Origin of the sequence: Mycobacterium sp. 1164966.3 (assembly GCF_001665395.1) — a bacterium.
Lineage (GTDB): Bacteria > Actinomycetota > Actinomycetes > Mycobacteriales > Mycobacteriaceae > Mycobacterium.
On sequence record NZ_LZSG01000060.1, the window covers coordinates 36,025 to 54,645 of the forward strand.

Annotated in this window: 17 protein-coding genes; 6 read left to right on the top strand and 11 right to left on the bottom strand. The window is 64.4% G+C overall.

Going from position 1 to position 18,621, the window contains the following annotated elements; all coding sequences use genetic code 11:
* The first annotated feature begins 2 nt into the window (after window positions 1-2).
* From A9W99_RS20780 to A9W99_RS20790, 3 genes are read left to right on the top strand one after another with little or no spacing between them, the layout of a single operon-like run.
* Window positions 3-977: an acyl-CoA dehydrogenase gene (locus A9W99_RS20780; RefSeq protein ID WP_067382575.1), complete on the top strand. Its 975-nt coding sequence runs from the start codon at window positions 3-5 to the stop codon at window positions 975-977.
* Window positions 974-2,173, top strand: coding sequence for an acyl-CoA dehydrogenase family protein (locus A9W99_RS20785; protein ID WP_067382578.1), 1,200 nt, complete (start codon window positions 974-976; stop codon window positions 2,171-2,173). Before A9W99_RS20780 ends, A9W99_RS20785 begins: the two co-directional genes overlap by 4 nt.
* A gap of 44 nt (window positions 2,174-2,217) precedes the next feature.
* Window positions 2,218-3,723, top strand: a complete 1,506-nt coding sequence (locus A9W99_RS20790) for a class I adenylate-forming enzyme family protein (protein ID WP_371514976.1) — start codon at window positions 2,218-2,220, stop codon at window positions 3,721-3,723.
* Window positions 3,724-3,727: 4 nt separating this feature from the next.
* Here A9W99_RS20790 and A9W99_RS20795 read toward each other — a convergent pair whose 3' ends face one another.
* The 7 genes from A9W99_RS20795 to A9W99_RS20825 form a co-directional block, all read right to left on the bottom strand.
* Window positions 3,728-4,921 (bottom strand): amidohydrolase family protein, encoded by a 1,194-nt coding sequence (locus tag A9W99_RS20795; RefSeq protein ID WP_082930129.1) that lies wholly within the window; start codon window positions 4,919-4,921, stop codon window positions 3,728-3,730.
* A 106-nt stretch (window positions 4,922-5,027) separates the two neighbouring features.
* The gene (locus A9W99_RS20800; protein ID WP_067382583.1) at window positions 5,028-6,479 is read right to left on the bottom strand and encodes a class I adenylate-forming enzyme family protein; all 1,452 of its coding nucleotides are present in this window, start codon (window positions 6,477-6,479) and stop codon (window positions 5,028-5,030) included.
* Entirely contained in the window at window positions 6,476-7,276 is an 801-nt protein-coding gene (locus tag A9W99_RS20805; RefSeq protein WP_067382586.1) for an enoyl-CoA hydratase/isomerase family protein, read from the bottom strand. Before A9W99_RS20805 ends, A9W99_RS20800 begins: the two co-directional genes overlap by 4 nt.
* Window positions 7,273-8,085 (bottom strand): enoyl-CoA hydratase/isomerase family protein, encoded by an 813-nt coding sequence (locus A9W99_RS20810; protein ID WP_067382589.1) that lies wholly within the window; start codon window positions 8,083-8,085, stop codon window positions 7,273-7,275. The genes A9W99_RS20805 and A9W99_RS20810 overlap by 4 nt, the downstream gene beginning before the upstream one ends.
* On the bottom strand, window positions 8,082-9,329 hold the full coding sequence (locus A9W99_RS20815) for an acyl-CoA dehydrogenase family protein (protein ID WP_067382592.1): 1,248 nt from the start codon (window positions 9,327-9,329) through the stop codon (window positions 8,082-8,084). The genes A9W99_RS20810 and A9W99_RS20815 overlap by 4 nt, the downstream gene beginning before the upstream one ends.
* Before the next feature lie 16 nt (window positions 9,330-9,345).
* Window positions 9,346-10,152, bottom strand: a complete 807-nt coding sequence (locus tag A9W99_RS20820) for an enoyl-CoA hydratase/isomerase family protein (protein ID WP_067382650.1) — start codon at window positions 10,150-10,152, stop codon at window positions 9,346-9,348.
* Between the two features lie 8 nt (window positions 10,153-10,160).
* The gene (locus A9W99_RS20825) at window positions 10,161-11,420 is read right to left on the bottom strand and encodes a hypothetical protein (RefSeq protein WP_067382595.1); all 1,260 of its coding nucleotides are present in this window, start codon (window positions 11,418-11,420) and stop codon (window positions 10,161-10,163) included.
* A 91-nt stretch (window positions 11,421-11,511) separates the two neighbouring features.
* Here A9W99_RS20825 and A9W99_RS20830 point away from each other — a divergent pair, with 91 nt between their 5' ends.
* Window positions 11,512-12,336, top strand: a complete 825-nt coding sequence (locus A9W99_RS20830; RefSeq protein WP_067382599.1) for an enoyl-CoA hydratase/isomerase family protein — start codon at window positions 11,512-11,514, stop codon at window positions 12,334-12,336.
* Between the two features lie 3 nt (window positions 12,337-12,339).
* Here A9W99_RS20830 and A9W99_RS20835 read toward each other — a convergent pair whose 3' ends face one another.
* Window positions 12,340-13,206, bottom strand: a complete 867-nt coding sequence (locus A9W99_RS20835; protein WP_067382601.1) for an SDR family NAD(P)-dependent oxidoreductase — start codon at window positions 13,204-13,206, stop codon at window positions 12,340-12,342.
* Window positions 13,207-13,262: 56 nt separating this feature from the next.
* Here A9W99_RS20835 and A9W99_RS20840 point away from each other — a divergent pair, with 56 nt between their 5' ends.
* Window positions 13,263-14,831: a class I adenylate-forming enzyme family protein gene (locus tag A9W99_RS20840; RefSeq protein ID WP_067382604.1), complete on the top strand. Its 1,569-nt coding sequence runs from the start codon at window positions 13,263-13,265 to the stop codon at window positions 14,829-14,831.
* 3 nt (window positions 14,832-14,834) lie between these two features.
* Here the strand turns inward: A9W99_RS20840 and A9W99_RS20845 are convergent, their stop codons facing one another.
* Genes A9W99_RS20845 through A9W99_RS20855 form a run of 3 tightly spaced genes read right to left on the bottom strand, consistent with a single transcriptional unit; the run spans window position 14,835 to window position 17,715 of the window.
* Complete coding sequence (locus tag A9W99_RS20845; protein WP_067382607.1) at window positions 14,835-16,139, bottom strand: amidohydrolase family protein; 1,305 nt, start codon at window positions 16,137-16,139, stop codon at window positions 14,835-14,837.
* Window positions 16,136-16,570, bottom strand: coding sequence for a Zn-ribbon domain-containing OB-fold protein (locus A9W99_RS20850; protein WP_067382609.1), 435 nt, complete (start codon window positions 16,568-16,570; stop codon window positions 16,136-16,138). The genes A9W99_RS20845 and A9W99_RS20850 overlap by 4 nt, the downstream gene beginning before the upstream one ends.
* Complete coding sequence (locus A9W99_RS20855) at window positions 16,570-17,715, bottom strand: acetyl-CoA acetyltransferase (RefSeq protein WP_067382612.1); 1,146 nt, start codon at window positions 17,713-17,715, stop codon at window positions 16,570-16,572. Before A9W99_RS20855 ends, A9W99_RS20850 begins: the two co-directional genes overlap by 1 nt.
* Before the next feature lie 76 nt (window positions 17,716-17,791).
* On the opposite strand from A9W99_RS20855, the gene A9W99_RS20860 reads away from it, so the two are divergent.
* Window positions 17,792-18,592: an HpcH/HpaI aldolase/citrate lyase family protein gene (locus A9W99_RS20860; RefSeq protein ID WP_067382653.1), complete on the top strand. Its 801-nt coding sequence runs from the start codon at window positions 17,792-17,794 to the stop codon at window positions 18,590-18,592.
* Window positions 18,593-18,621: the final 29 nt, after the last annotated feature.

Genomic DNA, 18,621 nt, shown 5'->3' on the forward strand with positions numbered 1-18,621 from the left:
CCATGGCTGACGCAGACGGGGTGGACGTCGACCTCGTTCTGCTGCGCGCATCGGCACGCGATTTCCTGACTGGCCGGGTCGCCCAGGACTCCGTCAAAGAGCTCGCGGCGACGGACTGGACGGGGCTGCTCGTCGAGGAGAATCTTGGTGGCAGCGGATGGCGCCCGGTTGAGACGACAGTTATCGCCGAGGAACTCGGCCGCGCGCGGAACTCCTCGACGTGGTTCGGCTGCGTGCTGGCAGCTGCGGCATTGACTTCGGCCCCCCGCGACGTGCGGGACCGATGGCTGCGTGCGATGCTCGACGGAACCGCGACCGCAGGCTGTGCGCTGTCCGGCGACACCGTTCGGGTTGCGCGCGGCGACGCGATCGATATCTTGATCACGCTGGGGCACAACGGGATCCATGTATTCGAGGCGTCTCAAGCAATGCCGAGGAGCGCCGACGACGAACTGCTGGATGTCGACCGCGCCGCATGGCGTGTCAATGTCGCTGGGACACAGGGTGTTCTGATCGCCGGTCCGCAACGAGCCGCTCAGCTGCTAGCGGTGGCCAGGGTTCTGCTCAGCGCGGATTCGCTAGGAGCGCTATCGGGCACATTCGAGCGGCTGGTCGGCTACCTGAAGGGGCGCACCGCCTTCGGTGTGCCGATCGCGAGTTTCCAAGCGGTGCAACACCGGCTGGTGGATCTATTGATCTTCGAGGTGAAGGCCCGCGCGGTCGTCATGAAGGCTGCCCGCGCCCTGGCGGCCGGTGACCTTGCGGATGACGCCGTCGCTTTGTCCGCGGCGGCGCACGCGTTCGTCACTGCAAAGGCGACCGCTGCCGTCGACGAATGCATGCAACTGTCCGGGGGCATCGGTTTCACCTGGGAGTACCCGCTGCACCATGAGCTGCGCCGGGTCTTCACCAACGCCTATCTGCTCGGCACGGCTCGTTCCAGTCGGGCGCTTTTTGCGGAAAGGACGGGCTGGTGAGCGCCGCAGTTGTCCGACCAAGCGACGCGCAGTTGACGGAGTTCAGACAGCGCGTCAGAGCGCATATCGCTGAATACGCGCCGACATTCGAAGCGAGGGAAGGGCGCCGGGCACCGGAAAACGCCGAGGAGGAAGCGCAGTTGCGTAGATGGTTCGCCACGTTGTTCGCCGCGGGCTTCGTGGGCGCAGACTGGCCCGTCGAGCATGGCGGCCGCGCCGATCATCACCCGCTGCATGACCGCATCGTCAGCGAGGAAATCCTGCGTGCCCGTGCTCCGCGGCCCGTCGACCAGGTGAACCTTGCGGCCCACGTGCTGCTGCATTTTGGGTCGGTCGACCAGAAGGCCGCATGGCTCTCACCCATTCGCCGCAGCGAGCATATCTGGTGCCAGTTGCTCAGCGAGCCTGACGCCGGCAGCGATATCGCCGCCATCCGCAGCAAGGCTGTCCAGCAGCCCGACGGAACGTGGGTGATCGACGGTCAAAAGATCTGGATCACCGACGGACATTGGGCCGACATGGGGCTAGCGCTCATCCGCACCGACCCGAATTCATCGCGACACCACGGCCTTTCGGTGTTTGCGGTGCCGATGTCGACGCCTGGCGTCGAGGTTCGTCCGATCCGGACGATCAACGAGGCGATCGAGGTGAACGAAGTGTTCCTCGACGGCGCGACGGTGCCCGCAGCAAGCCTGATCGGCGAGGTCGGCCAGGGTTGGTCGATCATCATGGCGGGCTTGGACTTCGAACGCTTCGGGATCGGCGCCAACGTCATCTTGCTCGAGCTGCTGATCGATGATCTGGTGATGGTGGCGCGCAACGCCATTCTTGACGGCACCCCAGCGCTCCAACACGATGACATCCGCCATGCAGTTGCCGAGCTCGCGGTCGAAGTCGAAGTGGCCAAGTCTTTCATCGATGACCATGTCGAACGTCTCGTCACCGGTGCCGAGCAACCGGGTGACGGTTCAATCGCCAAGCTGAGTTTCGCCGAGACCTACCACCGGGTTTCGGCATACGGCGCCGAACTCGCGGCGACGGTGTGCACGGTAACTGCCGATCCGAGTGTCGAACAGGCCAAACAACGTCTGCGAGAATGCTGGCTGTGGTCACGCGCCTATACGATTTCCGGCGGAAGTTCCGAGATGATGCGTAACATCCTCGCCAAACGTCGGCTTTTGTTGCCGAGCCGGTGAGTACGGAAGTGCCCGACGGAACGTACTGGGGTCTCGTCGACGCGGTGGCGCAAGAACATCCGGACCGAGTTGTTCTCGCGGACGACTTCGGTCGCAGCCTGACCTGCGGCCAACTTCGCGACGAGGCATTGCGGACGGCAGCGGCGCTGGCCGCTTTCGGGGTGGGAGAGGGCACTGTGGTGTCGTGGCAATTGCCGACCACATTGGAAACGATGGTGGTGATGGTCGCACTTACCCGATTAGGTGCCGTGCAGAATCCCATCCTGCCGATTTGGCGTCAACGTGAAGTTCGCTTCGCGACCGGACAACTCGGGACTGAGGTTTTGGTCGTGCCCGGTCAGTGGCGCGGTTTCGACCACACCGCGCTTGCCCGGGAACTAGCGGCGCAACAGCCGATGGCCGTCGTGCTTATCGACCATGACGCGCCGATCACCGCGGCGCTGCGGTTGCCGACCGGCGATCCGGCCACGCTGCCTGCGCCGCCGGCATCCGCTGAGGCCCCACGCTGGGTCTACTACTCCTCGGGTACCACGGCGGCGCCGAAAGGTGCTCGGCATTGCGACCGTTCGGTGATCGCGGGTTCTGCGGGGGTGGTCGGCATCGTGGGGGCATCGAGTAGTGACGTCAACCCAATCGCATTTCCGATCTCGCACATCGGTGGCGCGGCGATGCTCGCGGGCAGCTTGCGGACCGGCATGCGGTTGGTGCTGTTCGACACGTTCGATCCCGCGACCACACCGCAGGCGATCGCCGCACACCGGCCAACTCTGTTAGGCACTGCGACGCCGTTTTTTGTCGCGTTCATGGCCGCGCAGCGCGCCCACGGAGCCCAACCGCTCTACCCGGATCTACGTGGGTGCGTCGCCGGTGGCGCGCCGATCACGGCAGAGTTGGGACGGCAAGTGCGGGAAACGTTTTCGGTGAACGGCGTCGCCAATTCCTGGGGTTTGACTGAGTTCCCGGTCGCGACGTCGCAGCAACCGGAAGCCGCCCCGGATCTCCTCGACCGGACGGTGGGACGTCCGGTTGCGGGAGTGTCTGTGCGCGTCGTCGACGACAGCGAGCGCGAGGTTAGCGTCGGTCAGGAAGGTGAACTTCGGCTCAAGGGACCGCAGTGCTTCCTGGGATATGTCGACGGTTCGTTGGACGCCGGCGCATTTGACAACGACGGGTGGTTCCGCAGTGGCGATCTCGGACGCATCGACGGCGACGGTAACGTCACCATCACTGGCCGCGTCAAGGATGCGATCATCCGCAACGCCGAGAACATTTCGGCGCTGGAAATCGAGGACCTACTGGCCGCCCATCCCGCAGTGGCCGACGTCGCGGTCATCGGGGTCCCGGATCCTCGCACGGGTGAACGGGTTTGCGCGGTCGTTGTCGCTGAGCCCGGACGCGAACTGACACTCGACGTGTTGGCCGGACACTGCCAGGCGCACGGCTTGAGCCGGCACAAATTTCCGGAGCGACTCGAAGTGGTGGGAGCGCTGCCGCGAAACCTTACTGGGAAGGTGCTGAAGAACGAACTGCGTGCGCGGTTCGGTTCCTGACTCGCTACAGGCCGATGAGCTGCTTCAAATTTCCGCCCATGACGCGTGCCGTGGTGTCGGCGGGAAGGTTCGCGAGTTCCTTGACGAATTCGGCGGGCTGGGCAAGTCCCTCTGGATGCGGGAAGTCCGAACCGAACATCACCCGGTCGGCGCCGAGCACGTCGATGAGGTGTGACATGTCCTCTTCATGGAACGGGTTGACCCAAACGTGCCTGCGGAAGACGTCACATGGGTGTTCGCTGAAGTCCTTGGGCTTCTTGCGATATACCCGGTCGAACACCTCCATCAACCGCTGAGCCCACGACCCGCCGTTCTCGACCACGCCGATGCGCAGGCCGGGGAAGCGCTCGAACACGCCATGGGCGATGAATGCCGCAAGCGTGTCGAAGATGTGGCGGCTCTCTTCGTAGATGAACCCGCGAAGCTTGGTGAGCTGAAACCCCTGGAACTCGTCGCCGCCTTCCCAATCGTCGACGTAACGGTCGTACCCGGAATCCGAATTGTGCATCTGCACCGAGATACCCGATGACTCGATGAGCCGCCAGAAGTCGTCGAACTCGGGTAGCGCCGGCGAGCGAGAAGTTCCGTCTGCACGCGGTACCGGGGCCGGCCGGATCAGCACCGTTCGGGCGCCGTTCTCCAGGCACCACTCGAGTTCCTTGACCCCTCCGGCTGGATCGTTGAGCGAGATCGCGGGCACGGGGAAGATGCGGTTCTGGTAGTTGAACGTCCAGTCGTCGAGCAGCCAGCGGTTAAAGGCATGCGTCACGCCGTGGGTCAGTTCGGTGTCGGACTTGGTGCGTTCCTCGAGCATGCCCGCCGTGGTCGGGAACATCACCGCGCCGTCGACACCTTGCTTGTCCATTAGCTCCAGCCGCAGGTCCGGGCGCCGGAACGCGTCGGGGCAGCGGATGGGCTCGGCCAGTTCACGCAGAGACTTGCCCTCGGGATTGATGCCGCGGTAGTAGTCGGCCCACGCACCAGGGGTCGGGATCACCTCGTAGGTCGGGTTCGGGATGCACTCGGTGACTACGCCGAGGATCTGCAGCTTCTTGCGTCCGTTCACGTCGACGAATTTCAGCGCCTCGGAGTACTTCTCGGGTAGATACCGTGTGTAGGCATCGATGGTCTCGTACATGTGGTTGTCGGCGTCCCAGACCTCGAATGCTTTTCCGTCGGTCACCAGCGCCTCCACCATGTGTGAGAATGTTTATTCTCAAGATAGCAAACGGCTGTATACGGCCGCTACCGGCCCTAGAGGTTCCTGAAGTGGCCGATGCCATGCGCAGCGGCCGACTCAGATATCAGGCGCTAGCCATCCCGGCCAGCTCGCGTCTGACGACCTTGCCGACATCGTTGCGCGGCAGCTCTTCAACGAATACCACCCGCACGGGTACGCGGTAGGGCGTCAGGCGTTCACGGCACCAGGCGATTAGGTCGTCTTCGGACAGCGCGCGGTCGTGACAAGCGACGAACGCCCAGGGCACCTCGCCGAGGCGCTCATCGGGAATCCCGACCACCGCCGCTTCGCGTACTCCCTCGGCGGCCAGCAGTACATCTTCCACCGTGCCCGGGAAGACCTTCAGGCCACCGCGGTTGATCATGTCCGACACTCGGCCGTCCAGCCACAGGAATCCGTCGTCGTCGAACCACCCGAGGTCGCCGGTGCGAAACCAGCCATCATCGGTGAGCCTGTCGAGGAACGCCGGGTCGATCTGGCGAGACGCCGTGGTGGGCGTGCGGACCATCACCTCGTCGTCGGCGATCGTGACATCAATGCCGGGCAGCGGACGTCCCACCGAACCGAGCTTGGTCTCGCCCCATTCCCGCGCGTCGGCGGCCGACCATCCGACGACTTCGCCACCCAGTTCGGTTTGGCCATAGGAGTTGAGCACGATCACACCGAACTTGTCGCGAAACCGACCGGCTTGCACGGGGGACAGGGGAGCGGTGATCGATCGCACGATTTTCAGCGGTGACAGGTCGGTGACTGACTCGTCGTGCAGGACCATCGTCAACGCCGCGGGAGGTAGCACCGTGGAGCGCAACTGATGCCGCTTGACCAGTGCGGCGAACTCGGAAGGCGAGAACTTGTCCATCAACACGACACCCGAACCCGCCCGAAAGGCGAACAGCACTTGGTAGATCCCGGCCCACAAGGACAATGAGAGCGGCACGAGGTTCGGCATCGGCGTCCGGTTTGCCTTGGCCGCCACCGGTTTTGCGCCGCGGAGCTTTGCCAACAGGCGGTCGATCAGGTCGAGCACGGTGGCATGACGCAGCGGCACCGGCTTCGGCGGCCCAGTGGTTCCCGACGTGAACTGCAGAAGCGCCACGTCCGCGTCGTATTGCCGCGGTTCGGGCGACGGCTCTGCCGATGGCGACAGTGACCACATCAACTTCGACCCGGCCACGACGGGCAACGTAGATTCCGAGAACCGATGGGCCAGTTCGGGTGTCGTGATCACAGCGACCGGCCGCAAGGTGGCGAGTTGGGACGTCAGCTCCGCATCGGCGGCGCGCGGGTTGAGCGGCGTGTAGACCCCACCCCCTTTCCATGTCCCGAACAGAGCGGCCACCGTGGTCGCGTCATTGGGCAGCATGGCGGCGACGACTTGTCCGGTTACCAAACCAGCTTCGGCGAGTACGGCGGCCAGGCGGTCCGCACTCGCGACCAGGTCGTCGCGCGAGACATCGACGGTCAAAGTGTGCACGGCCGTACCGGGCAGGTCGGCCAGCAATTCGGCGAGACTCACGAGTCAGGCTCCAGCGGTTGCCAATTGGGTGTGCGTTTGTCGGCGAATGCCTGCGGCCCTTCGTTCTGGTCGGGATGACCCCACATCGACGTCAAGTGCTTGGCGCCCGCTCGGCACGCATCTGTCAAGCCGTGTTCGAGCGCCCCCCACAACGCGCGCTTGGTCGCCCGCATCGCTGCGGGTGAGTTCATCGCGATTTTCTCGGCCAGTTCCTGTGCGACGTCGCGCAGCTTGTCGGGCGGGTCGACGATCTGACTGATCATCCCGAGCTCGTACGCGCGTTGGGCGGTCAGACGTTCGTGGCTGCCGACGAGCGCCATCCTCAACACCGCCTCGGCGGGCATTTTTCGCATCAGCGCAATGGTCTCCAGCGCGCTGACCTGACCGATGGAGACGTGCGGGTCGACGAAGGTTGCGTCCGACGACGCGATGACGACATCGGCGTCGGCAACCCAGTGCAATCCACCGCCTGCGCACACCCCGTTGACGGCCGTGATGACGGGCTTTCCTACATTGCAATGCCAACCGGTCAACTTCAGGTCCAGGGTGCGCATCGACTCCTGGAACTGCTGCACCGCCTCACCGTCTAGATCCTCAACGTCGGCGCCGACCTGAAAGGCCCTGCCATTGCCGGTGTGCACGATGACCCGCACGCTGGGGTCCGCATCCAATTCCGCCCACGCCCTGGGGAATTCCGCACGCATCGTCGCGTCGTATGCATTGAGTCGATCGGGTCGGTTGTTGATGATCCAGCCGACTGGGCCGCGCCGCTCAACGATGAGCCTCTGGTAGGTCATAAAATCTCCACGGGGTCAAGCGGCTGCCAGCGAGCGGGCCGCTTATCGCGCCACGCGCGTGCGCCCTCGGCATGGTCGGCGTGATTGCGCAACCGCCAGATCTCTTCGCTGGCCGAGTGTTTGGCTGCGGACAGGCCGACTTCGAGGGCATGCCACAATGCCTTCTTGGTGGTGCGCATTGCGGTGGGGGAGTTGGTTGCGACCGCGGCGGCCAGCCGGCCGGCGGTTGCCCGAAGCTGATCGCCCGGCACCACATCCGAGACGATGCCGAGCTCGTATGCGCGTTGCGCCGAGATACGCTCGCCCTTACCGCTCAACGTCATTCGGGTGATCGCCTCCATCGGCGACTTACGCAGCAGTGTGATTGCCTCGTACGCGACGGCCTGACCCACCGAGACATGTGGGTCGACGAACGAAGCCTCCTCGGCGGCGACGACGATGTCGGCGTCGGCGACCAAGTGCAGACCCCCGCCCGCACACACCCCATTGACCGCCGCGATCACCGGCTTCCACACCTCGCAGTGCCACGACGAAATCTTCAGCTCGGCGTCCCTTGTGCGGCGTGAGTGCCGCCGCATGGCGGCCTTGTCGTGAGCCACCTGCACGACGTCCATTCCTGTGCAGAACGCCTTGCCGTTGGCGGCATTGACGATCACATGCACGTCGCGGTCGGCATCCAGCTCGGCCCAGGCAGCCTCGAGTTCGTCGAGCATCAGTGCATCGAACGCGTTGTCGGCATCTGGCCGGTTCAGGATGAGCCAGCCGACACCGTCGGTCTTATCGACGATCAGTCGCTCGTAGCCGGTCACGAGCGTGGAATTTCCTTCCAGGGCTTGCCCTTCCAGGGATCCGGCTCTTTGGGCAGACCGAGTACCCGCTCCCCGAGGATGTTCTTGTTGATGTCGGTCGTGCCGCCCTCGGTAGCGTTGGCCAGACTGCGCATCATGCCCTGCACCTCGCGGGGCAACGCGTCAGGATCGCCGCTCGCCGGCCACGCCACTGCGGCAGTGCCCAGCAAGTCGACCATCAGATTCTGGATCTGCTGATTGAGCGTGGCTTGGTGGACCTTGCCGATCGAGGACGCCGCACCGGGCGACTGGCCGGCCGAAAGTGCCGCGCGGACACGCGCATTGGTCCAGCCGCGGATCTGCTCCTGCGCCCACAATCGCATGATCTTGCTTCGCACCACGGGGTCGTCCCAGCGCCCGGTTTCTCGGGCCAGGGAGATCAAGCGCTCAGCGCTGGAACCACCCAGGCGGCCCATGCCGCCCGATCCGGATCCGGAAACCATCTGCCGCTCGCTGGACAGGGTCGACGCGCTGACTCGCCAGCCGTCATTGATTTCTCCGACCCGTTGCTCGTCGGGCACCTGCGCGCCATCGAGGAAGACTTCATTGAACTCCGCTTCACCGGTGATCTGGCGCAGCGGTCGCACGTCGACGCCCGGTTGGTGCATGTCGAGCAGGAAGTACGTAATGCCCTTGTGCTTGGGCTGGTCCGGATCGGTGCGCGCCAGCAGGATCGCGAAGTCTGCCTCATCGGCCCACGTGGTCCACACCTTCTGTCCGGAGATCACCCAGTGATCGCCGTCGCGTACGGCCCGGGTTGCCAACGACGCGAGATCGGAACCTGCCCCGGGTTCGCTGAAGAGCTGACACCATTTCTCTTCGTTGCGGACGATGGGCGGCAGGAAGCGCCGTCGCTGTTGTTCGGTGCCGTGACTTAATAATGCCGCCGCGGCGTTGTTGAGCCCCAGGGGATTCAGCCGCGCGAGCCGCAACGGGGCGAGAACGGCCTCGATGGCGCGTGCAACGTCGTTGTCGACGCCGAGGCCACCGTGCTCCGGAAGCCAGGTCGGTGCAACCAGTCCCGAGTCGGCGAATGTCGGATACCAATCCCGGTAGTCGGCAGCGGTGCGGACGGCCCGCAACGCAGCGTGCCCCTCGGCGGCGGCCGAGCGCCACGCCGCGGGCACCTCCGCGGCGATCCATTGCCGCACCGCCTCGACGGCGTCGGCGGCGGAGGTGTCGGCGGTGATCGGCAAGCGCGTCATGATCCGTCCACTTTGTTTAGCGGCCCTGGAACTTCGCGTCGCGCTTGTCGCGGAAGGCCGCCAGACCCTCCTTGAAATCATCGCTGCGGCTCGATAATTCCAGCGCCAGGGCCTCGTTCTGGAGATGGCGGTCGAGATCGAGTCCGTTGCCGCTGTGTAGCAGCCACTTGGTGAGACCGAGGGCAACGGTGGGTGCCTCACCAAGTTGCGTAACGAGTTCCTCTGCAGCAGAGGCCAATTGCTCGGGTGCGTAGGCGCGGTGGATGATGCCCCAGTCCGCAGCGGTGGCGCCGGAGATCTCCTCGCCGAGCATCAGCAACTGTCGGGTGCGCACCATCCCGATTAAACGTGGCAGCAGCCAGGCGGCGCCGCTATCGGGTGTGAAGCCGCGGGCCATGAACGGTTCCCAGAACCGAGCGTCCTTGGCGGCCACGCAGAAGTCGGACGCCAACGCGATGTGGAACCCCAGGCCGGCCGCCCAGCCGCGGACCACCGCGACGATCGGCACCTGCGTCTCCAGCATCAACGGAATGAGCCGGTTGGCCTTGTTCGGTAGCCGGCGCTGTGTACTGCCCACTCGCGGTTTGCGCTCGGATTTGGCGTTGTTCGCGATGAGATCCGAACCCGCGCAGAAGTCAGGACCGTCGGCGTCGATGCGGATGACGCGCACCGCCTCATCGATGCCTGCGGCGGCGAGGTGTTCGATCAATGCGTCGAGCATCGTGTCATTGACGGCGTTGCGCCGCTCGTCGCGGTCCAGCGTGAGGCACAGAACCGGGCCTTGGTGCTCGGCCCGAAGTCCGGGAACGCTCGCATATCTCACGGCAGCGGTCACCGTTCTGCGAATTCAGCTGATACGGCGGTGAGCAGGTCCGTCAGGTTCGTCGCTCCGCCGGGTGGATCGGGCAGCCGGACCGGGCCGCGGTCCCGGCTGGGTAACAAGATGGTCGCGTGTCCCGGCGCGGTGATCTCGTTGCGGTGGTTGGTCGCCGCGAGTTCGACATCGACCGCGGTGCGCTGGCCTTCGGCGAGGTACTTTCGAGTCACGGTTCCGGTGATGGTGTGCAGATCGCCCACGTAGTTGAACAACCGGAACTCACAATCCAGCTTCCACAACCAGGCGTCATCGCCCATCCAGTCCGTACACAGATGGATCAACCACGTCTCCCGCATCCGGCCGTAATCGAAAGTGGTGGGGTTGCCGGCATTTCGGGCCGCGTCCGGTTCCCAGTGCACGCGTTGCTGGACATCGGGTACGCCATGGTCGTTCGGGGTGTAGAAGCGGGGAATGCGTTGCCGGTTGCGCCACGCCAACCGCAGGGGACGCACCCCGTACATACCGGTGCCCATGCCGACATGCCAGCAGACCATGTCGGTCACGGTGAGAGGTCCCTTGGTCAATGTGCCGAGTGCGTCGCCCTCGTTGACGTCTTCCCACCACCGCGGTTCGGCGCCACGCGGAGATTCCCGCGCGTAGCGTTCGTCGATCTCGGCGATCTCCTGGGCTGTCCAGGTCTTGAGTTCGATCGACTCGTATTTCTTGCGGCCGCGGGCCTTGCTGCGCTCGGTGCGGATCATGTTGCGGTACTGCCCGCCGAGAGTGGTGCCTTCGTCGTCCCGGAAGACTTGTGCCGACCACTCGTGAATCGCCCGACCGGCGAACTCACTGCTTTTGTCGAGCGCAGCGATCAGCGCGTTGCGCCTGAATACCCGGTGGTTGGCCCGCAGCGGAGCCCACCACTCTCGTGCGGACGACGCGTAGAACGCGTGCACCCCGCGCAGTGGGTCGCCCTTGGTGAGGGAGCGGTCGTTCTCGGAGAGCTCGGTGATTTCGTCTTCGCCGATCAACGTGTCACCTCCCACCAGAGCGGGCGGCGCGATCGATTCACCCCATACCGACTTTGCGGCATAGTCCGGATCGGCCCACAGGGGATTGGCGTCACCGTAGGCTTCGGCGACGTGGCGGAAGGTGTCCTCGTTGGGTCGGAGGTAGTGGGGTGGCTGCGTATGCGGAACGGCGATGCCGATGGTGGCACGCAACCTGGCCAGCCCCTCATCAGTGATGAGCCCCGATTGAGAGGAGCGGGTCATGGCGCGCCTCCTCAGTTCTGGCGAATATCGTGGCTCCGGCAAGTGTGGAAATTAAGATACCCGAAAAGCGGAAACGCCGTTAACGGCAGGGGTGAGTGAGTTGAGCGAGGAGCAGGCAGGAATCCTGGCGGATGTTGGTGCCGACGGTGTTTGCCGCATCACCATTGACCGGCCCGAAGCGGGAAACTCCTTGTCCCCGTTGGCTCGTGATGCGTTGACTGAGGCTTTCCAACGCGCCGGCGACGACCCAACGGTGCGTGCGGTGTTACTGGGCGCGACTGGACAGCGGCACTTCTGCGCAGGAGCTGGGTTGCCCGCTGGAACAGCGCCCCAGCCGCCCGTGGCCGACAAGCGGTCAGGGGACGTCGCTCGGATGCTGCAGAAGGGCTGGCAACGGTTGGTCTCATCAATCCTCGACTGCGACAAGCCGGTGGTCGCTGCGGTGAAGGGCACCGCGGCCGGGGCAGGAATCAGCCTGGTTCTCGCCTGCGATCTGGTCGTCATGTCCACGGAGGCAAAGCTTGTCGCGGCCTTCGTGCACCGCGGCGTGCTTCCTGATTCCGGCGCCATTCATTTGCTGACGAGGATCGTGGGACTGCGCAAGGCCACGGAGCTGTTGATGCTCGGCGAACCCGTCGACGCTGCCACCAGTGAGCGGCTGGGACTGGTCAATCGCGTGGTCGCACCGGAGGTTGTCGATGAGGTCGCCGGTGAGCTGGCCGGCCGGCTTGCGGCTGGGCCGACGGTGATGCTCGGACACACCAAGCGACTGCTGTTGGTGTCCTCGGAGTCCGGCCGTGACCGCGCTTTCGAGCAGGAGGCATGGGCGCAGGAGGCGGTGTCGCGAACCACTGACCTTCAGGAGGGTCTGCGGTCGTTCGCGGAGCGGCGCGAACCGCGATTCTTGGGCCACTGACCCTCACTCCTTCGCCGTCCCACCGCGGATCGTGAACGTTCCGGCGTCGTCGATCTCGTCGATCGCCTCAGCGACTAATTCCGCAGTGAGCGAGGTGTTCTCGATCCCTTTGGTCACACCGATGAACACCCGCGACACCTTGCCCGCACCCACTGAATAAATGTGGGCAGTGCGGTCACAGTCGCGATGCGACAGATAAATCACGACCGGAGTCACCAACTCAGGGTCCATCGCCTTGCCTGCTTCGCCCATGATGGTCTCGGTCATCCGCGTCCGTGCGATCGGTGCGACCGCGTTGATCGCGATGCCGTTTCGTGCTCCCTCGATGGCGAGCACGTGCATCATTCCGACCAGCCCCATCTTGGCCGCGCCGTAATTGGCCTGCCCGAAGTTTCCGAACAAGCCGGTACCCGAGGTCGTTTGGACTATTCGTCCGTAGTTCTGCTCGCGCATGACCGGCCATACCGCGCGGGTGACGTGGAACGCCCCGGACAGGTGAACTGAAATGACCGCCTCCACCTGTTCGGCGGTCATGTTCTTGAATGCCGCGTCACGCAGGATTCCCGCGTTGTTGATGAGAATGTCGACCCGCCCGAATGTGTCCATGGCCGCGGCCACGATGGCCGCGCCGGCCTCCTCGGTAGCGACCGAGTCGCCGTTGGCGATCGCCGTGCCGCGCGCCGACGTGATCTCGTCGACTACTGCCTGCGCAGCCGATATGGACGCACCGGTGCCGTCCACCGCACTTCCCAGGTCGTTGACTACGACGCGCGCACCCCGGCGGGCGAGTTCGATGGCGTGACAGCGGCCAAGGCCGCCGCCTGCACCGGTGACGATTGCAACCTGATTGTCGAAATTCATTGACGGCATTCTGAGAGGTTACATTTACTCTGAGTGAGAACCATCATTTGCATCGGAGGACATCGATGAACGGGCCGCCGGAGCTGTTGCAGTGTGCGCATCGGCGCGCCGCGGCCTTGCGGGACCGATACCGCGAGGCGGGCTTCTGGTCGGATCAGCCGGCCGACGTCGTTCGAGCCGCTGCGGCACGACATCCGGAGAAGCTGGCTCTGTGTGCCCGGGGGGCGGAGCTTAGCTACGCCGAACTCGACTCGCGCATCGATGCGGCCTCTGGCACTTTGGCGGCTTCGGGCGTCGGAGCGTCGACGCCGGCCGTTGTGGTCGTGGGTAACGACGTGGATTCAGTCATTGCCGTCCATGCAACGTTGCGCCTCGACGCCGTGGTCCTGCTTGTGCCCCACAACGTCGGTGCGGCACAGCTAACGGACATCGTCACGCGCACGGGAGCTGAGTTTGGCGTCGCGCCGAATTGGCCTGCAGCCCTGCGGAAAGCGATGTCCACGCAGTTGGCATGGATCGCTTTGGACGGCGATTTTGCACCGCAAACTGCGTACCGGCCCCAGCGTGCGGCCGACGAGCCCTGCCTTGTGTTGTACACGTCGGGAACCACCTCGGTGCCCAAGGGAGTCATCCACTCGCAGAGCACGCTGATCAAGGCGTCGTCGAATTACATCGCGGCAGCCGGACTGGGCCCGGCGGACCGGATTTTTCTCATCAGTCCACTGGCGTCGGTGACTGGAGTGCTGCAGGCGTTGTTCATCGCGCCGATGCTGTGCGCGCCCGTCGTCCTCGAGGACAACTGGGATGCCGCCGAAACCTGTGAGCTGCTGGTCTCGTCGGGTGCGACTTGGTACGGCGGACCCGATCGCTTGCTGGACAGGCTGCTCGACGAGGCGGTGGCGCGCGGGCTGCATGTGCCGCTAAAAGCGGTCTATTTGGGCGGGACCATGCTGGACCGGCGCATCGTCACCCGCATCGAAGACGATTTCGGGATTATTGTGATGCGCGCCTACGGTTCGTCCGAAGTACCGGTGAGCACCTCTGGTCTTCGGTCTGAGTCCGCGGCGGTGCGTCACGCCGATGACGGTGTCGCGCTGGACGACGTCGAGGTGAAAGGCGGATCCGCAGCGGATCGGACAGAGTGCTGCATAAGGGGGCCGCACACATTCCTCGGCTATACCGACGCCGATGCCGACGCGCAGGCATTCGATGGCGAGTGGTTTCACACCGGCGACGTGGCCGAAATCTCCGATGGCCGGGTGCGCATCGTCGGGCGCCTGAAGGACATCATCATCCGCAACGGTCTGAAGATCGCGGCTGTCGAGGTGGAGGAGGCCGTCGCCAGGATCGCCGGGGTGCGCGACTGCGCGGCATACTCGGTGGCCGACGCCACGACCGGCGAACGACTTGCCGTCGCAATGGTTCTCGACGCCGACGCCGACATGACGCTCGCGAAGGTCACCGACGCGCTCATCTCGGCGGGACTGCCCAAGTACAAGTTGCCCGAGGAACTGGTGTTCTGGAACGAGCCGCTGCCGGTCAATGCCAACGGCAAGGTCGAGCGCAACAAGCTTGGTGCGTGCTCGGCGGGGAGGCCGCGGGTGCTTGCCGACCGGCTCGCTGCCACTGGCTGAGTGTCAGTCCTCTGTTTTGCCAGCCGTGTTCATGGTCAGCTTGCTCAGCTGATCCTGCCAGCCGGACCCTTTGCCGTGGTCGTGCTTCGACAGCGCCTGGATCGAGACGTCGTGCCCTTCGGCGGCCTTGCGCAGGGCGCCCACGGTGGCCTGTTCCTTGGCGATGTGAGAGGTGAACGGATCCCAGTGATACCAGCGCATCGCGTTCTGGTAGGTCATTTTGTTGACCTCGTCATCGGGCACGTTGTTCCGCTGCAGCACCTCGTGCAGTTGCTCGGGGGCACCGGGCCACATGCTGTCACTGTGCGGGTAATCGGCTTCCCAGCAGATGTTGTCGATGCCGATCTCGTTGCGCAGCGCCACCCCGGTGTGGTCGGAGATGAAACAGGTCAAAAAGTGATCGCGGAAGACCTCGGACGGCTTCTGCTTGCCGAAGTCCTGACCGGTCCAGGTGGAGTGCATCTCGTAGGTGCGGTCGGCACGCTCGAGGAAATAGGGAATCCAGCCTGTCCCGCCCTCCGACAACGCGATCTTGAGGTCCTTGTACTTCTTGATCGGCTTGGACCACAACAGATCCGCCGCGGCCTGCACGATGTTCATCGGCTGCAACGTGATCATCACATCCATCGGCGCATCCGGCGCAGTGATCGCCAACTTGCCGGATGACCCGATGTGGACGTTCATCACGGTGTCGGTGACGACCAGTGCTTCCCACATCGGTGTCCAGTAGTCGTCGTGGAAGCTGGGATATCCCATGGCCGCCGGGTTTTCCGTGAACGTCAGTGCGTGCACACCACGTTCGGCGTTACGCCGGATTTCCTTAGCGCACAGTTCGGCGTCCCAAATCACCGGCAGCGTCATAGGAATGAAGCGAGCCGGGTAGGCCGCGCACCACTCCTCGACGTGCCAGTCGTTGTACGCCTGAAGGAGCGCCAAACTGAATTCGGGATCCTCGGTGACGAACAGTCGGCCGGCGAATCCGGGAAACGACGGGAAGCAGATCGAGCCGAGGATGCCGCCGGCGTTCATATCTTTGATCCGCTCGTCGACTTGCCAGCAGCCGGGCCGAATCTCATCGAGACCCTGCGGTTCGATGCCGTATTCCTCTTTCGGCCTGCCCGCCACGGCGTTGAGCGCCACGTTGGGGATCACCACGTCGCGGAATCGCCAGGTGTCAGAGCCATCGGGATTGTGCACCAACCGCGGGGCCTCGTCCAGATACTTCTGGGACAGATGGTTTTTGAACATGTCGGGCGGCTCCACGATGTGGTCGTCGACACTGATCAGGATCATGTCTTTTTTGTTCATCTTTGTTCCTTTCCCACATCTCTTGCGATGGGCCGGAAGACCGGGACAATAAAGCCGTCATCGTCTTCGCGAAATGCGACGGTGAGTTCCATTTCCGCACAGAGGGTTTCGACCGGGCAGTCTTCCAGAACGGTCATCAGCCGGGGGCCCTCAGTGAGATCGACCATGGCGACCACATACGGTGTACGGGTATCGAAGGGCGCCGCATTCTGGTGCACCACGGTCCACGTATAGAGCCTGGCTCGCCCGGACGCCGGTGCCTGCGCGACGTTTTCGCTCCAGCAGTGCGGGCAGAACGGACGCACGTAGAGCGAGTTCTGGCCGCACCCGGCACACGTGTTGATCAGCAGCCGTCGATCCTGGATGGCCTGCCACCACGATTCACTGTCGCAGTCGATCGTGGGCCGGTTCGCGGCCACCGGCACATCCATCACTGCCTCCCGAGAATCATCGTGGCGCTGTGGGTGAAAAAGCCACCCATGGCATGCACGCATGCCAGACGCGCGTCGTCAACCTGTCTGGGCCCGCATTCGCGACGCAGCTGCCTCGTCGCTTCGACCATCAGAAAGATTCCCCGCATGCCGGGATGGCACGAGGCTAGACCGCCGCCGTCGGTGTTGGTCGGTAGCGCCCCACCCGGACGTAGCGCACCTGATGCGATGAACGGCCCGCCCTCGCCTTTAGCGCAGAAACCCAGATCCTCCACCGTGAGCAGCACCGTGGAGGTAAATGAGTCATAGAGCTGACACACATCGATGTCGGCCGGTCCGACGCCGGCTTGCGCGAACGCGCGAGGGCCTGACAGCGCGGCCGCCGAGGTGGTGAAGTCGGCCCACTCGCTCATGCTGACGTGCGATGTCGAGTCGGCGGCACCGAGAATCCAGATGGGCTCCTTGGCGCAATCCTTCGCCACCCGCTCGCTTGCCAGCACCACGGCGCCGCCACCGTCGGTGCGCAGGCACACGTGCTTGGAGGTAAAGGGATCGGCCAGCATCGGTGCTGCGGCAACATCGGCGGCGGTTATCCGGTCGCGCTCAAATGCGTTGTCGTTCATCGCCGCCCACTCGTGGGCCGCAACCGCGATTTCGGCCAGTTGCTCTGGGGTGGTGCCGTACTCGATCATGTGGCGCCTGGCGACCATCGCATACTTTGCGATCAGAGTCGCGCCGTACGGCGCCTCGTACTGCATGGCGCCGCCGGTGCTCATCGCCGCCGCTGATGCACGTACGCGACGCTTGACGTCCGAGCGCGCCGTCGACCCGTACGTCAGCAACGCCACGTCGATGGCGCCGGCGGCAATAGCGTCGGCGGCGTGTCCCGCCATCACCTCCCAAGACGACCCGCCGACGTTGGTCGCGTCGACCCAGGATGGTCGCAGACCCAGGTACTCGCTCACTTCAACCGGCGGCAGCAGGGTCCCATGGCCGCCGAAACCGTCGATGTCGTCCTTCGTCAGACCGGCGTCGGCGATGGCGCGGCGCGCGGCTTGGGCCATCAGGGTCATCGCGGTCTTGTCGGGTACCCGTCCACAATCCGACAGGGCGGCGCCCACGATAGCGACCCGGTTGGCTGGCATATGTCATGGTTACCACATTGATAATGCCATTCACGACTTGATGGAATGAACGTTCTCAGTGGACTACCGTGAGCGTGTGCGGAAACCACTACGGGAGGCATTGCGGGGTGACGACCTGGTGCTGTGTCTGGCATTGATGAGCGCGCGCACTCCCGATGTCCCCGCGATCGTAGCAGCATGCGGATACGACGCGGTCTACGTCGACCTCGAACACACCTCCACGTCGCTGGAGACGGCCGCGATGCTCTGCGCAAGCGCCTTGGGAGCAGGCATCTCGGCGCTGGTTCGCGTGCCGTCCCACGACCCGAGTCTCATCGCTCGCGTGATCGACAACGGCGCAATTGGAGTCATTGTGCCGCACGTGAATTCGCGAGATGAGGCGGCAGCTGTGGTCGAAGCGGCACGGTTTCCTCCGATCGGCCATCGCTCGATCTCCGGACCGAATGCGGTGAGCGGGTACGACCCCAGATCGGCGGCCGAACTCACCGACGTCCTCGAGCGCCGCACGGTGGTTGCGGTGATGATCGAAACGCCGCAAGCGGTCGACGACGTCGACGCTATCGCGGGTGTCGATGGTGTCGACATGCTGCTCGTTGGTCCGAGCGATCTGACAGCCGAAATGGGCATCCACGGCGACTATGAGAATGCCCATTTCCACCATGCAGTAGAATCGGTCGCGGCGGCTTGTCGTGCACACGGCGTGGCGCTGGGAATAGCCGGCATTAAGTCCGTTGACCTGCTGAAACGCTTCACAGATCTGGATCTGCGTTTCATTTCGGCCGGTACGGACATCGGGATGATGACCGAGGCGGCGACCGCCCGCGCACGCGCGTTGCGAGAGCTCGACGGCCGCCGCACACGTAGCACCGACGGATAACCCGATAGCCGAAAGCCTCGCCACCACAA